Source organism: Dehalococcoidia bacterium (genome assembly GCA_030648205.1).
In the GTDB taxonomy this organism is placed as follows: Bacteria; Chloroflexota; Dehalococcoidia; order JAUSIH01; family JAUSIH01; genus JAUSIH01.
In genome coordinates this window covers 1-15,188 of sequence record JAUSIH010000098.1, presented here as the reverse complement: position 1 = coordinate 15,188, position 15,188 = coordinate 1, and the positions used below count along the sequence as shown (strand labels likewise).

At 62.3% G+C, this 15,188-nt stretch carries 14 protein-coding genes; 6 read left to right on the top strand and 8 right to left on the bottom strand.

Annotated elements, in window-relative coordinates; genetic code table 11:
* Positions 1–93 precede the first annotated feature (93 nt).
* The 4 genes from Q7T26_10995 to Q7T26_10980 form a co-directional block, all read right to left on the bottom strand.
* Positions 94–954, bottom strand: a complete 861-nt coding sequence (locus Q7T26_10995; GenBank protein ID MDO8532667.1) for an aldolase/citrate lyase family protein — start codon at positions 952–954, stop codon at positions 94–96.
* Positions 955–1,633: 679 nt separating this feature from the next.
* Positions 1,634–3,334 carry an alpha/beta fold hydrolase gene (locus tag Q7T26_10990; protein MDO8532666.1) on the bottom strand — a complete coding sequence of 567 codons (1,701 nt, stop codon included), beginning with the start codon at positions 3,332–3,334 and terminating at the stop codon, positions 1,634–1,636.
* Between the two features lie 323 nt (positions 3,335–3,657).
* Positions 3,658–3,951, bottom strand: coding sequence for a hypothetical protein (locus Q7T26_10985; GenBank protein MDO8532665.1), 294 nt, complete (start codon positions 3,949–3,951; stop codon positions 3,658–3,660).
* A 330-nt stretch (positions 3,952–4,281) separates the two neighbouring features.
* Positions 4,282–5,088, bottom strand: coding sequence for a nucleotide-binding protein (locus tag Q7T26_10980; GenBank protein MDO8532664.1), 807 nt, complete (start codon positions 5,086–5,088; stop codon positions 4,282–4,284).
* 202 nt (positions 5,089–5,290) lie between these two features.
* Here Q7T26_10980 and Q7T26_10975 point away from each other — a divergent pair, with 202 nt between their 5' ends.
* On the top strand, positions 5,291–5,665 hold the full coding sequence (locus Q7T26_10975; GenBank protein ID MDO8532663.1) for a hypothetical protein: 375 nt from the start codon (positions 5,291–5,293) through the stop codon (positions 5,663–5,665).
* A gap of 12 nt (positions 5,666–5,677) precedes the next feature.
* Here Q7T26_10975 and Q7T26_10970 read toward each other — a convergent pair whose 3' ends face one another.
* Positions 5,678–7,261 (bottom strand): recombinase family protein, encoded by a 1,584-nt coding sequence (locus Q7T26_10970; protein ID MDO8532662.1) that lies wholly within the window; start codon positions 7,259–7,261, stop codon positions 5,678–5,680.
* A gap of 4 nt (positions 7,262–7,265) precedes the next feature.
* Positions 7,266–8,315: a hypothetical protein gene (locus Q7T26_10965; protein ID MDO8532661.1), complete on the bottom strand. Its 1,050-nt coding sequence runs from the start codon at positions 8,313–8,315 to the stop codon at positions 7,266–7,268.
* Positions 8,316–8,464: 149 nt separating this feature from the next.
* Between Q7T26_10965 and Q7T26_10960 the strand changes: the two genes are divergently transcribed.
* The 5 genes from Q7T26_10960 (at position 8,465) to Q7T26_10940 (ending at position 11,859) form a co-directional block, all read left to right on the top strand.
* Positions 8,465–8,644 carry an excisionase family DNA-binding protein gene (locus Q7T26_10960; protein ID MDO8532660.1) on the top strand — a complete coding sequence of 60 codons (180 nt, stop codon included), beginning with the start codon at positions 8,465–8,467 and terminating at the stop codon, positions 8,642–8,644.
* Between the two features lie 113 nt (positions 8,645–8,757).
* Entirely contained in the window at positions 8,758–10,869 is a 2,112-nt protein-coding gene (locus tag Q7T26_10955) for a DUF3631 domain-containing protein (GenBank protein MDO8532659.1), read from the top strand.
* The gene (locus Q7T26_10950; GenBank protein MDO8532658.1) at positions 10,866–11,210 is read left to right on the top strand and encodes a hypothetical protein; all 345 of its coding nucleotides are present in this window, start codon (positions 10,866–10,868) and stop codon (positions 11,208–11,210) included. Before Q7T26_10955 ends, Q7T26_10950 begins: the two co-directional genes overlap by 4 nt.
* 3 nt (positions 11,211–11,213) lie before the next feature.
* On the top strand, positions 11,214–11,564 hold the full coding sequence (locus Q7T26_10945) for a hypothetical protein (protein ID MDO8532657.1): 351 nt from the start codon (positions 11,214–11,216) through the stop codon (positions 11,562–11,564).
* A 91-nt stretch (positions 11,565–11,655) separates the two neighbouring features.
* Entirely contained in the window at positions 11,656–11,859 is a 204-nt protein-coding gene (locus Q7T26_10940; protein ID MDO8532656.1) for a hypothetical protein, read from the top strand.
* A gap of 263 nt (positions 11,860–12,122) precedes the next feature.
* Here Q7T26_10940 and Q7T26_10935 read toward each other — a convergent pair whose 3' ends face one another.
* Both Q7T26_10935 and Q7T26_10930 read right to left on the bottom strand, forming a co-directional pair.
* Positions 12,123–14,903 carry a site-specific DNA-methyltransferase gene (locus Q7T26_10935; GenBank protein ID MDO8532655.1) on the bottom strand — a complete coding sequence of 927 codons (2,781 nt, stop codon included), beginning with the start codon at positions 14,901–14,903 and terminating at the stop codon, positions 12,123–12,125.
* 2 nt (positions 14,904–14,905) lie between these two features.
* The coding region (locus Q7T26_10930) for a hypothetical protein (GenBank protein MDO8532654.1) at positions 14,906–15,188 on the bottom strand (283 nt) is incomplete at its 5' end.

Sequence of the window (15,188 nt, the reverse complement as noted above, 5' to 3'; positions counted from 1 at the left end):
CCATTTCCGGTGACGAGCGTGTCTGACTGCCATATATTCCCTCCCCTTACTGTTACTGGCTGCTGATCCACCTGTCCGGTGGACTCTCCTTGCTTACTGGCGGCGCGGCGCGCGTTTGCGCGGCTTGCCCGTCTTCGCGCCCTTCCGTGGAAGGGCCGGGGGCAGGCCCGCGCCGACGGTGTCCAGCACGTAGCGGTATAGCTTCTGAATGAGGAAGCCGGAGTTCTGCAGCATGACCACGCGGACGCCCCGGGCCGCCATGGCGCTCACGCGCTCCGCCATCATCTCCGGGCCTTTGCTGAACTCGTACCCCACGTTCGCGGCGATGGCGACGTTGTTCTTCGCGGCGCTCTCCACCGCGCGGTCAACGACCTCCCACACCTTGGGATGGCCGAAGTCGAAGGGATGGCCCACCATGCGCGAGATGTCCGACAGGGCGAGGAAGACCACGTGTACGCCCTTCACCGCCAGTATCTTGTCGAGGTTCTTCAGCGCCTGCGCGTCCTCGATGAGAGGCATGACCACGCGCTGGGAGGCCACCTTCGACTTGTAGCTCGCGTACTCCCACTTCTCGAACGGATGGATGTGGATGTCCTGGTGCCAGTCCTGCGAGACCTCCACGACGCGCTCCACGTCCTCCACGGTGGCGCACGAGAACGCGACGCCCACCGCGCCGAGGCTGTAGGCGAGGGCGGCGTCCACGGCGAGGCGGTGGTCGGACGCGCCCGCCCAGGGGTAGGCCTTCAGGCGGACGAACGGGTCAATGCCGAAGACCTGCGCCGACCGGACGATGGCCTGGAACGTATCCCAGGAGGTGGGGCGGAACATCATGTCCGCGCAGGCCATGTCCATGCCCGCCGCGCCCAGCACCTCGGTGAGCGCGGGGGAGCAGATGCTGTCAATGCACCCGAACGCCACCTCGCGCCGCGCGAGCTTCTCCAGGACTTTGCTCATGTCATCATCCTCAAGGCGAAAACCCTTTTCGACCATCCCCCTGCCCCCTTCCTGGCCAGGAAGGGGGAGGATTTATATCTGGGGGATACCCCCAGACCCCCGCCAAAGGGGCTTCGCTCCTCTGGACTCCTTTTTCCTGCACCCTGTTAGTTCCCCTTCCTCGGAGAAGGAAGAGGGTTAAGGGATACTGGGGGTGACCCCCAGTGCTCCCGTGCCGGAGACTTCAGATGAACTCCTGCCATAACGAAGCGTTGGAAGCTCTACATTAGGCCTATCCGACGACCCTCACCCCCTCGCTCCCCCGCTCCCTCAGGGAGCGGGGGAGGAGAGAAACAGGTACGGGAGGACACCTCCCGCACCCTCCGGCAGGGAACCGCGTTCCCTGCACCCTTACTCGACGAATGCGTGGCGTCTGTGCTGCGAGCAAGCTCTCCCGTACCCTCCGGCAGAGGGGCTTCGCCCTCTCTGCACACCCCCGCGCGGGAGCTTCGAGACGAACCCTTTCCGTAACGAGGCGTTGGAAGCACTACGCCAAGCCCGCCCGCCTTTTATTAAGGATAGCGTGCTGAGACGCGCATTGTAAACACGCCATGTTTGCGTGTCAACCCGCCATTGCATACGTTAATACGCCGGATTCCGCCGGATGGTTCTCTTCCGACGCCCCGGCGGGTCGGACGGCTCAGGAGGCCCCGGCCTGCGCGAGGACATCGAGAAGCTCCGTCAGCCCGCCCTCCGGCAGGCGCGCGCCGAACTTCTCGCGTGCGCCGGACGCGGCGATGCGCTCCAGTCGCGAGGCGGCGGCCTCCGCCATGACCGGCTCCACGCCCAGCTTGCGCAGCGTCGCGGCGACGTGCCGCATCTCGCCCGCCTTGCGCTCGGCGTGGATGGCGCCGTGGCAGAGCAGCCAGTCGGGCACGGCGAAGTCCACGCCCTCGTTGCCCGGCGACGGCGGGATGGACAGGTACTTGCTCAGGTCCACGCCCGCCTTTCGGGCGGCGAGGTTGGCCTCCAGATACAGCGCCTGCGCCCCTTTGGAGACGACCTCGACGAGGGCCTTGATCATCGCGGCGTCGCCCGCGCGGGAGGAGATGACCTCGAATTGCATGCCGTAGGGGGACAGCAGGCGCACCAACTCGGCGGTCGCGCCGCCCGCGATATGAATGGGGATGCGGTGCCCGGAGAACAACGGCGGCGCGCGGATGATGCCGTCCACGAACCGCGCGCCCGCGCGCTCGATGAGGGCGGCGGCCTCCCGCTTGACCTCCGGCGACGCGTTGTTCAGGTCCACGAACAGGTGGCGCTCGCTCACCAGCGCGGCGGCCTCGCGGGCGACGGGGAGGGCCGCCTGCCCCGTGACCGTGGAGAAGATGACGTCGGCGTCGTCCACCAGCTCCCGCAACGTGTCCACCAGGCGCACTCCGGCGGCCTCGGCCCCGGCGCGGAAGGTCTCGGAGTAGGGCGGCCTGTGGCGCGCGCCCTTCGCGTACGCGCATATGGAGGTCACGCCGTCCGCGTGCAGCCCCGCGGCCATGTGCAGGGCCACCTCGCCGAAGCCGATGAAGCCCAGTCGCGGCGGACTGGCCGGGCGACCCAGCGCACCCACTCCGCTGCGTTTCAGGAAGTCCAGGACGGCCTTGTTGAACGCCTCCGGCTGGTCCACGTTGGCGGCGTGGCCAGCGTCCGGGATGATGGCCTTCTCGGAGCCTTTGATGTGCTCGTGCATGTAGTCGGCGGCGGCCAGGAAGGCGGTGTCGCGCTCGCCGCAGAGGACAAGGGTGGGCACGGCGACGCCGTCGAGCGTTTCGATGACGCCGAGCGGGTTGCTCATGACGCGGCGCACGACGTTGGCGCAGCCGACGGGGTCGAAGGTGAGAAGCACGTCGCGGGGCGTATAGGACTCCGGCGGGGCGTACTTGCTGTCGGCGAAGGCCGCCATGCCGCCCGTCTCCAGGATATCCCCCTGCCGAGCGCACCCGTCGTTCCAGCGTCGGGCCTTCTCCTCGGTGCGGTAGCCCGGCCCCGTGTCGCACAGCACGAGCGCCCGCACCATGTCGGGATGCCTCTTGTAGAAGGAGAGGGAGAGGATGCCGCCGAGGGAGTGGCCGCCGACGACGGCCCGGTCAACGCCCAGGTGCTTCAGGAGCAGGCAGAGGTCGTTCACGGCGATGTCCACGCCGTACCGCAACGGGTCGTGCGGGGACTGCGACCTGCCGTGCCCGCGGATGTCGTAGGTGATGAAGGCATAATCGCGGGAGAAGGCGGCGACCTGGCGGTCCCACATGCGCGTGCACCCGGCGAAGCCGTGGGTCATCACGAGCGGGACGCCGGTCCCCGCGACCTCGTAGTAGATGCTGACGCCATCAACAAGAAGCTCTGGCATAGGTGTCCTCACGCTGCGTATTCCGCGGACATTATGCGAGGTCGCGCGCGGCGAGGGCAAGGGGGAGGGCAGCGCGGTAGTGTGTCAGTTAGGTCCTTGTCATTCCGGCGAAGGGCTTGCCCCGTACCCGATACGGGGCCGGAATCCAGAGAGCGTCTCCCTCTCGCCTGTTTCTGGACACCGGCTTCCGCCGGTGTGACGGATAAAGCCCCCATCAATACCATGTCAAACTGAGACACTGCTGGGTACACGCAACGAGCGGAGGGCTGCCCCACCGGTGGGGCAGCCCTCACTGCACGGCCTGAACGAAAGCGCTCGGAGGGCTAGCCCTCGATGAACTCCCCGTCCTCCCACTTGGGATCGGCCTTCAGAAGCTTCCGAAACCGCTGGTACCACTTGTCCTGCTGCGGGTCCTCCGCGTTGGCCCGATAGGACTTCTTGTCCTTGAACACCGCCACCATGATCAGCTCCCCCGCCTTGTCGTCCGGCTTGAACAGATAGCCGGCCACGACGCCTTTGACCTTGGGCTTCCTGGTCTTGTTCCACTCCGCCATTTCGGCGACGAGGGCCTTCTCCTGGCCGACCCGGAGGCGCAGCCGCGCAATGGTGCCGTACATGGTCTCCTCCCATTCTCCGGAACCGCGCTTTCCTCCCGTACGTTGTCTCCAAAAACGATTCCGGCGAAGAAAGGATACACTCAGCACCGAAAAGTGTCAAAACAAGATGCCGACGCCGTCAACAAGAAGCTCTGGCATGGGCGACCTCCCGCGCTGCGTAGTCCGCGGACATTATGCGAGGTCGCGCGCGGCAAGGGCAAGGGGAGAGGGCAGTTCGGGAAACGCTAGGCTCCCCGCCTGCAAATTACATTGGACGATAATTCAGCCGAGAACGACAAGCACGGCAAAGAGTCCCGATAAAGGGGGAGTTGCCCGTTCTGCGCAGGTTGATTAACCTAGTTCGCCAAGAAGTTTGCTAGGGTCAATCGGCAACTTAGCAGCCTTGAGGTCTTTTGCTAATTTCATCTGCCACCCATCATTATCATCAAATGGTATATACAGGATACCATCCATGTCTGTCGGCTTTTCCGTCTCGCCCTTGCGCAACGCGCATACTCGGCCTCTTCCGAGCTTTCCGAAAAAGAAACCCATTTCAAAAATCACGTTTTGCCGCGCTCTAGGTTGATGAGCCTTCCCTTGGGAGCCCCCGGTATCATCCGGAGTAAGCAAAATCACAGCATACGAAACATCCGAGTAGTCCTCGAACTTCTCTATGATGGTTCTGCTTTGATTAGGCTTTTCATGAAGAATAGTCGGCTCAAGTCCTATACTCTTCAAGAAGCTAACTACTTTCAGTTTAACTACCTCGTCGTGGCCGTGTACCACAAAAACCGAGTTTCCTACCGGCTTGTCTTGCTTCTCACTTTTTGCGAGGGGCTGTTCTACTACATCCTCAATCAGGGCCAAGCACTTCTTTATATAGCCTAAATAACGAACCTGTCCTTTGACGCTCCCCCAAATTTCATCCACGTATTGATTGGCGAACACGTAGGGTATCGCTGAGCCTTTCCTTTCCGCTTTGTAGTCCGCGATGAGGTTCTTATCATCAAACAGCTTTTTCAGTAATTGGATGTTAAGAGAATCCCACTCTTTGTAGTCATTCTTGGCGTCTTCGAATTGCGCTTCTTCGTAACTTTCCCGTAGACGACGCAATCTGGAAACTAGCGTGTTGCCTTCATCGATTTGCGTGACAAGCAAACGCGCAGCATCTTTTTGCGCAGTCTTCAGTGGAGGCAATCCTGGAAGCGACATTTTTCAACACCCCCACAGCACGCTCTGCGAAATTCCTGTTTACAAACAGCCCCATTATATTACTCTCGCGACACCTCCTCGTTGACCAGAGCAAAACGGATGTTCTACTCTGGCGTTCAGCAACCGAGTTCACACGAGGAGGTGCGCCATGGCCCTGACCCTTGCGGAGGCATCCAAGCTCAGCAACGACACCCTGCTCGCGGGCGTCATGGAGACTATCGTCCAGGAAAGCCCCATCCTGCAACTGCTCCCGTTCGTGGAGGTGGTCGGCAACGGGCTGACCTACAACCAGGAGAACGCCGCGGCGACGGCGGGCTTCTACGACGTGGGCGACACCTGGGCCGAGTCCACGCCCACGTTCACGCAGGTCACCGCCACGCTCAAAATCCTCGGCGGCGACGCGGACGTGGACGCGTTCCTGGCCCGCACCCGCTCCAACATCCAGGACCTGGAGGCGGCCATCGTCCAGCTCAAGGCGAAGGCGGTGGCGTACAAGTTCGAGGACACTAGCAGGACAGTTTGACCATACTCAGCTTCATGCGGACGGATTGGGGTCGCCTAGCAGTTCGGCAACGCCAGGGCGCCACTCGATGCGGTAGCTTCCCCGACCTTCCACGACAACGCGCTCCACAAGTACGGCCAGCGCTTCTTTCCATGCCTGGGCATCGAAGTCATCCCAGTTGACATTTGCCAGGAAAGCCAGGGCCTCACTCGCCTGGTCGTCCAGGCTCTCGGCGCGGGATAGCTCGGCGATCCGCCGCTCGATGTCCTGAACGGCGGCCTCTTTCTCCTTCCGCATCTCGGCGTAGACGGACGCGGGTATCTCGTCGCGGACGAGCCGCCAGGACAGGGCCTTCAATTCGGCCAGGTGAGCGTCGCGTTCTTGCTCCAGGGCCTTGCGCTGGGCATCCGTGTCTCCTGCCTGGCCGTTTATGATGCGGTGGACCTCAGTCATCGCAGCGCGCCGGTCCGCCTCGGTGATAGGCAGGCGGCGAAGCTGGCCCCTGGCCCAATCCTCCAGGGTCTTGCCGCCGTAGTATCCGCCGTTGGCGCAATCCCGGTACAACTGGTAGCGGTAGCACTGATAAGCCGTGTAGTAGTAACGGGCCTGGCCCTCTCCCTTCCTTGGCCTGCCCTTCACGCGGCCCAGCATCTTGCTGCCGCACGCCCCGCAGAACAACACGCCCGTGAGCAAAGGCCGCCCGCCAGTAAAGCACCCGTAGGCTCTCCGATGGCGGGCCAGTAGCTCGCCGACTGTCTCAAATACCTCGCGTTCTACCAGGGGCTTGTGCTGGCCCGGGGCCGTGACCCACTCCGTCGGGGGTCTCTTGCCGCGCTTTTCGAACTTGCTCAGGGAGCGCCGATTGTAGACCACCTGGCCGATGTAAGCGGGGTTGCGCAAGAGGGAAGCGATGGCCGAGCGCGCCAGAGGGTGCCCCGTGTGGCTTCTCAGGCCCATAGCGTCGGCTTCGCGGGCCAGGGCATTGAGAGAGTATCCCCCGGCGGCGAAGAGGCGGAACAGGCGCTCCACCTGGGGGGCCATCTCAGGGTCGGGAACAAGGCGCTTGGGGGCCTTGCCGTTCCTCCCCACGGGCCCGACTGGTTCGAGGTTATAGCCCACTGGCGGACGGGAGACCCAGAGGCCGTCCTGGACGCGCTTGATGTGGGACGGCTTCACCTTGCGGCTAAGCTCGTAAGAGTAGTAGTCCGCCAGCGTGAAATAGATGTTGCGCTCCAGGCGGCCAGCATGGGGTGAGGAGACGGCGACAACCTGAACGCCCAGCTTCTCCAGGCGCGCGATGTCCGGCGTGGACTGGGCGATGTCGCGTCCGAAGCGGCTGAAGTCATAGACGACAACCTTCCCGAATCCCCCTTCCAGGGCGTCGCGGATCATTTGCTGGTAGGAGGCCCGTGGGGCGTAGGAGCTTTCGTCGTCCACGTACTCCTGGGCCAGGGGCCATCCCTGAGCCTGGGCGAACTCGCGGCAGGCGTCGCGTTGAACGTCCAGGGAGACGCCTTCCTGGGCCTGGCGGTCCGTGGAGACGCGGCAGTAGGTGGCGGCCCGTACCAGGGACCCAGCCGTCGTCGTGTGTGCAGGTGCGGGTGCGTGTAAAAGCATTGCGTTACCTCCTGATTGCAGGTTGCGCGTCCCTTAGAAGGGGATTCAGCCCAAACTCGGCGAGACTGTCCAGGAGCCGCCTTGTTTGAGGCAAGTGCCACTGAAAAGACTGCCGGCTACGTTCTGTCAGTGTGATGTACGCCAACGCTGCTTTTGCCAGTCTGACAGCGGCTTCGCGCCGTTCCTCTTGCGACATTTTTTCCCACTTCTCGGTTTTGCCTATCCGTGTAAGTACCAGGGTGTAGAGGTTGTCGGCGGCCACCAGCCTTCCCTTCAGTGCCGGAGGGTACTTTACCTTTTGGCCCCCCTCATATCTGAGCATGCATGCTTCTTGGGCCAGATATGCCAATCGCGTGCCTGGGTCTATGCCTAGAAGTGCCTCTGTCTGCGCGCCAAAAACGGGGTGACCTGCCCCCCGCATGCGCCATCTCCGGTCCTCTTCCTGCTTGAGTTCGCTAGGGATGTCAGTTCGTAGCTGGGGAATCACTCCTAGAATCCGGGCAACGGACACTTCTGGGTCACGCCACGCGAACGGGATGTCGTACCGGACCACCATATACAACAGGCTGGCATCCAGGTCATGTGTCCCCATCAGTTGCTCTTCCTTATTCCTCCTATTCCCCCCTGAGAGTGGGGCAATTTGCTCCCGTAGCGCGTAATTGCACGCACGGCTGTAAATTGCCAAGGGACTCTGTTGCGGAACCGCCTTCCACAGATAGGCGGCCCAGCGGGCCTGCCGCATCGTGAAGGGAGTATCCGTGATGAAGCAGCAGCGCCATATCTCCAGGAGCGTAGGGACCGCCTCCGGCGGGATGCTCTTCGCTTCTCCGACACCCAGGCTCCACTCCTGTTTATCTTCCTCCGTCAGGGCCTTCCGGTACGTCCCTATCCACTTCGCAATTGTATCCCTGTCAACAGAGCGCCCTTCGATTTGGTCTACCTGGGACTTCAGCATATTAGCTACCAGCCGGACCGCCATCTGGGGGAACCTCTGCAAGGCGTAGCTCATGATCAGGTCGCGGGACTTTTGCGAGAGGCTAGCCATCTTACCCATGTAGTCCTCCCTATAATTCTTGCCTAAGGCCGATTGGCCTAGTGTGATAATCGCTCTAATATACTGTCTACGATAGCTGTGTGTTACGCTGATAACTGTCAGCTTCGAGGCTGATATCCATATTTTAGCACATTCGTCAAGGGGGCGTCATGAGGTTGCTGAGGGTGAGCGAGGTTTCCGAACGGCTCGGCTGTGGACGGGAGACCATCCGGCGCCTGATCGCCACGGGCAGGCTCAAGGCTGTGAAGCTGCCCGGCGGACACTTCCGCATTGCGGAGGAGGACTTGGCGGGGCTGCTGCGCCCTGCCGAGCGGGAGAGCCGTGGCTAGTCTGGTTTGCTTTCTTAGCGGCGTGTTGGCGCGCCTGGCGCTGCGGCGGTGTGGGCAGGCGCCAAACGCTGCGGATAACGCCGAGCGCCAGGGTGCGTCCAGCGGTGAGCAACATGATGCCCGATAGCGACGCCGCGACGATCCGGGCGGGTCTCCATTGCGGGCGTTCGGGCTGCCCGTGCGCCAGGGAGCGCGGCAATGTCCATTGCCCGGCGCACGACGACCACAACCCTTCTCTATCTATTGGTGAAGGCGAAGGCGGGCGCGTGCTGGTCCACTGCCAGGCGGGATGTCCCCAGGACAAGGTGATAGCCGCCCTCCGCGAAAAGGACTTGTGGGCCAGAAACGGGAAAGAGCCTATGACAAAGCCGCGCGAGGTTGCCACATACGGTTACAAGGACGAACAAGGGAACCTGCTCTATCAAGTCGTGCGCTATATGCCGAAGGATTTCCGACAGCGCAGGCCGGACGGGGCAGGCGGGTGGCTTTGGAACCTCGACGGCGTGCGGCGTGTCCTTTATCGTCTGCCGGAGCTTGCCACAATGCCCACTGACGCCCCTGTTTTCATCGCTGAGGGGGAAAAGGACGTTGACAACCTCTCGACCCACCTGGGCCTCTGCGCGACGTGCAACAGCGGCGGCGTGGGCAAGTTCACAGAAGACTTGCGCGAACCGCTGAAAGGCCGTCACGTCATTGTCATCGTGGATAAGGATAAGGCAGGGCGCGCGCACGGGCAGCAAGTCGCGGGGTTGCTCTACGGATTCGTGGCCAGCGTCAAGGTCTTAGAGCTGCCAGGCGATGGCGTGAAGGACGCGAGCGACTGGCTAGCGGCGGGCGGGACGCGGGAGGCGCTGGAGGCGCTTATGAAAGATGCGCCGGAGTGGACGCCTGCCGCGCAGGATGGGGATGCGGATACGGCCCAAGCAGACGGCCAGCCTCCGGCGGCAAGTGGCCTCACCCCGCCGACGCAACCCGTGGACGGAGCGGCCATTCTGTATGAGCTTGTCGCATTCGTCCGGCGCTTCGTCGTCTTGCGCCAGGAGCAAGCGGAGGCTATCGCCCTTTGGGTTGCGCATACGCACGCTTTTGAGCAAGCGGACGCGACGCCCTATCTCAGCATCACGTCTCCGGAGAAACGAAGCGGCAAGACTCGCCTGCTGGAGGCGCTGGACTTGCTGACAGCCCGCCACTGGCTGACCGGGCGCGTGTCCCCAGCCGTGCTCTATCGGAAGATCGAACGGGATAAGCCTACTTTGCTGCTGGACGAGTCGGACGCTGCTTTCGCATCCGACAAAGAATATGCCGAAGCGCTCCGGGGCGTCCTCAACACGGGCCATAGGCGCGGCGGAGTGGCGAGTTTGTGTGTAGGCGTAGGGGCTGGCCTCACCTTCCATGATTTTCCGACCTTCTGCCCGAAGGCCATCGCTGGTATCGGCAAGTTGCCCGACACGGTCGCGGACCGTGCCATTCTCATCGTGTTGAAGCGCCGTACCGCCAGTGAGCCGGTGGAGCGGTTCCGGCGCCGCGACGTGTTGCCAGAGGCGGACGCTCTCAAAGAGCACGTTGCAGCATGGGCAGCGAGCCTTACTAACCTGCGAGACGCGCGGCCCTCTCTGCCGCCGGAGCTCGATGACAGGGCGCAGGACTGCTGGGAGCCTTTGCTGGCCCTTGCGGACGCTGCGGGGGGCGATTGGCCTCGCCGAGCGCGCCAGGCTGCGCTCGCTCTGTCCGGAGCGGGCGAGCGAGAGGATGCAAGTCTAGGCGTGCGCCTACTGGGGGACATAAAGGGCCTTTTCAATGCCCAAGGCGTTGAGAGACTCCCATCGGTGGAAATTGTGCGGGGCCTGCTTGCCATCGAAGAGAGTCCGTGGGCCGATCTTGACCGACGCCCTCTGGACGCCTCAAAGTTGGCCCGCCTTTTGAAGCCCTTCGGCATCACACCAAAGACTCTTCGCGCGGAAAAAGTAACTTTCAAGGGCTACGAGCGGGCGGTCTTTGCCGAGGCTTGGGAACGGTACACGCTCACGCTCCCCGGCGTTTTACCCGTAACACCCGTAACATTAGATACGGCTCAGATTCAGACGGCTAGCCGTAACACAGATACAGGCCCCCAAGCTGATGTTACGGGTAACGTTCAGATACAACACAGATACGATGTTACGCCTGTTACGGCAAAAGGGGCGGGGGACGCGGGCGGGGGCGATGTTTGGGAGGCGGCCTTATGAGCGAGGCTCTGGCTGTCCTGGCGGAGTGTCAGAAGCTTGGGGCGACCTTCCGCGTCGAAGGCGACACTTTGCGGGTGCGCGCTCCGGCTCCCCTGCCAGGGGAGATGCTGGCTGTCCTGCGCCAGCACAAAGCCGAGGTACTGGCCCATCTCCGGGCCGGAGCGACGGGCGTTTCCCAGGCGGCTCCCCCGTCTCTTGCGGACGCTCTGGAGGCCATGCTCGCCCTGGGCCAGCGGCTCAAGCGCGGCGAGATCGCAGCCGTCCGGTGCGGAATCAGTAGACGCCTGTGTACTGCGTGCCAGGGCGTCCCGTGCCTGGGGTCTGCGCCGTGGGAGGGCTGAGCGATGCACGCGGACCACGACACACGACTTCTGGAGCCAGGCTGGGGCGGCTACCTTGAAGACGGCGAAGTTTCGTACATCATCGGCGAGCTGAAGCGGGACCGTGTCCTGCGCTTCGCATGGGGCTTCCGGCCCAGTCAGCGGCGACTCCCAGAACAAGCCGTCCGGCGCATCGCGGACGCGGGCGATCCCGATTCCCGCGCCGTCAACATCGCCCTGGCCCGCCCCCGTCGAGGCCGTCACCACGGGGCCGAGGCCGCTGTTTCAAAGGCGGGTTCTGAGCGGGAGCGCCACGGGCCGATGTGTGACATCACCACGCCCCAGCTAGTTTTTTGTTTAGCTAGCGAAACGTGACGGCAAACCGCCGACCACGCCAGAGCACAAGGCTGGAAGCTCCTGTGCGTAGCACAGGACGGGGAGATGGGCGCATGAGCGAGACGCGGGGATGACACAAGCCGACCGAATCTCCGAGGCCCTCCGCTTGGGGGCGTTGACCGTGGCCGAGATCAGCGCTGCGGCGGGCCTTCCGCCGAACCACGTGCGGACGGTCCTTGGCCGTCATCGAGGCCGCTTCGTGAACATTCAGGAAGGCCAGCGCATCGGGCGCTGGGGACTCCTTGCCTCGGACAACTCGGACAGGGCGACGTAGAAACCCTCGCCGTTCTCCATGAACTCGTCCGCAAACGCAACGGTCACGCAACGTGTTGCGCCGCAACTTCTGTCCCCTAAAGGGGACAGAGCGAGCGATGACGGGCCGGTGTCGTGTCATCTCCTTAACCCCCCTCCCCCTGTTGCAACCGCTCCCCCTGGGGAGAGGGGCGCGGGGTCAGCCGCCGAGCGTGTGCATGATGGCGATGCCGAAGTTGCCTTCGCCGCCAGGATCAGCCCCGACCCAGTGCGCCCCGCCCTGGTTCATACCTTGAACACTTTCATTACCTCATCCCCAAGGTGGTTGATAACCTTGACCGCTATCCGCCCCGACTTTGGTTTTTCGAACGGGCGTGACGTGTCGCTGTTCAGCGTGGCCCAGGCTTCGGGGTTGATTTCGGCTTTGAGCGTTGTCTTGAGGGCGCTGTAGGGGTCGTTGGCGCCGAGGAAGTAGGCGTGGCGGACGAAGAAGCTTTCTTCGTTGTAGTCGGTGTCGATGAACCAGCAGGCAATGCCGTCGGCGCCGTCGCTGATGACTTCGCCGGTCTGGGGCTTGAACACGTCCACGCCGTTCACCTTCACGCGGAGCTTGCCGTCCTTCTCCGGCAGGAGGGTGATGTCAGGCTCGCCGAAGATGATGAACAGGTTCCCTTTGCCCGTGTTCTTCAGGTCCTCGGCCATGTGGAGGTCGGCGTTCATGCGGGCCTTGAGCACGGGGATGCGGCCCAGCTTGCTGAACTCCGTAGCGTGCGCATCGTAGTTGAAGGCGCAGGCGATCAGCACATCGAACCCGGCATCGCCCGCCTCTCGGGCGGCAGCGACGAGGTCGGCGCGCTGGACGGTGCCGAACTCTGGGCCGATGAAGATGGCGGCGCGCTTCTCGGTCTCGCCTTCCAGGTAGCGGCCTTCGGCGCACACCAGGTCACCGGGCCAGGGGATGAGGGCGGTGAAGGTGATCCGATCCTCTTTGTGCGCCTGCTGCACGCCGGCGGTCTTGAGGTTCTCCAGAATCATCTGAGGGAATGATTGTTTGGCGCCGTATTCGCTGCTGCCTTCCTTAACCTTCAGCGGGTCAATCAACTCATCGTTCTCGTCCACGCCGAGCACGCGGTGCGGGCTGAGGCTCTCCACGGTGAAGGGGCCGGCCACGCGGACCTTCTTCTTGTCGTCGTAGGGCTTGTCGTAGAGGTATTCAAACTCCGCCTTGGCGGCGATGGACTTGTCTATCTCCTGCTGCCGGGCGATGCGGGCCTGCCACCACTCAGCATGCAGCTTCTTCGCCGCGTCAGACCACTTGGCGTTGGCCTCGCGCGGAATCTCCCACTCCTGCCAGGTCTTTTTGAGCGCGGCGTTCAGCGACTCGCGCAACGGCTCCAACTTCGCCTGCCACGTGTCCCAGATGACATCGATCTCCGTGTTGTTGGCGATGGATTTGAGTGTGATGTGGGGCACCCGCTCATAAACGAAGCCGTGGCGGATGTTCCCCTGAACGGGATGCGAACTCGGCGCGGTGCGGGTGACTTCGGCTTCCTTGATCTGGCCTTCGCGGGAATCGGCCAGCAGGTAAAACGGGTAGCGCGCGCCCATGATGCGGGCACGGGCCAACGCCAAGGCTACGCGCGAGGTGTCAATCGTGATCCAGCGGCGGCCCCATTGCTCGGCAACGGTGGCGGTAGTGCCGGAACCGCAGGTCGGATCGAGAACGAGGTCGCCAGGGTCGGTGGCCATGAGGAGACAGCGTTGAATGACAGACGCTTGTGTCTGCACGACATACATCTTTTCGTCGCCGAATCCGCTCGAAACCGTGTCTAACCAATCGGTGGATAGGGATGCAAATGGACTATCTTCCCAATACATTTTTCTTTCCAGCGTGTTTCCAACAACCATCAGGCGGTTTGCACGGCTAGCGCGCATCATACCGGCATCGTTCGTTGACCACCCACGCTTAGCAGATGGCAGGAAGTCTCGCCCTTGATAGCGGAAAGGAAACCGAGAACTGTCTGATCCGGTCGCGCTATAGGCTGCCCGATGGCGGAACACCTTCGCGACCGCATCGGTAATGTCTTCACGGAAGACCACATATTGCGTGCCATCGTCGCGCTCCGCAAACAGCGTCTGGCCGGGGAATGCTTCGCGTCTTGAAGTGGGGAGGAACAGCCTTCGGAACTTTGTCTTGTCCTTGCTTCGCGCATACCAGAGCACGAAGTCAGAGGTCTCAGGCAAGAACGCTGACGTCTGAAACCCTCCTCGTCGAAATCGAATTGCAGCAAGGAAATTGTCTGATTGGAGTACCTCGTCCAATAGAGCACGGACCAGATGAACATTCTCGGTACTTATCTGCACGAAGATGGAACCCGATTCAGTCAGAAGGTCGCGGGCGACGGTGAGGCGGTCGCGGAGGTAGGTGAGGTAGCTGTGAATACCGTCGCGCCAGGTGTCGCGGAAGGCCTTGACCTGCTCCGGCTCGCGGGTAATGTGGGCGGCGTTGCCGTCCTTCACGTCGCGGCTGGTGGTGCTCCACTGGAAGTTGCTGTTGAACTTGATGCCGTAGGGCGGGTCGAGGTAGATGCACTGCACCTTGCCGCGCAGGCCCTCGCGCTCGGCCAGGCTGGCCATGACCTGGAGGGAGTCGCCGAGGACCATGCGGTTGGACCAGTTCTGGTCGTGGGCGTAGAACTCGGTCTTGTCCGCGCCCTCGGGCATGCCGTTGAAGTCGGCAAAGAGGTCGGTCTGGAAACCGGGGGTTTGTGCCTTGGCTTCCTTTGTCTGGTTCAAGAGGTCATCAATCAGCACCTTTGGGTGCACTTTTTCCTGAATATAGATGGGCGGAGCCTGGATAACCAGGTCGCTCCAGTCCTGCTCATCTTTGCCACGCCAGACAAGCTGGGGATCGAGGTCGGTGTTGCGGGGATACTTCAACGTACGGGGGCTGACCTCGTCCTTATTGAGTACTGACTGGTGCTCGGCAGTCGGAATGTTTTTACGCTTGGACTCGTCATGTTTCAGCGTTTCGACGGTTTTGGGTGCTACAGTCTTCTTGACCATGTTTATTTCCTTTCAGTCGCTGGCTGTGTGGTTGCGGTGGCTATCATCTTGTTGAACTCGCTTTCGACCTTAGCCGCGAAGTCAGCCTCGATCTGGTAAACTTCTGTAAATTCAGCGAATGCCCATCTGCCATATTGTTTGAGATTGTTCACGCCGGGCACCCAATAGGTGTCCATCGTGGACTTCTTTTCTTTGGCATCCTCTCGCCGGTAACCCTTGATTTCGACAATAAGGTGAAGAAGGTCATCGGGGCCACGGCCATCATCAACCAGCACAATAAAGTCC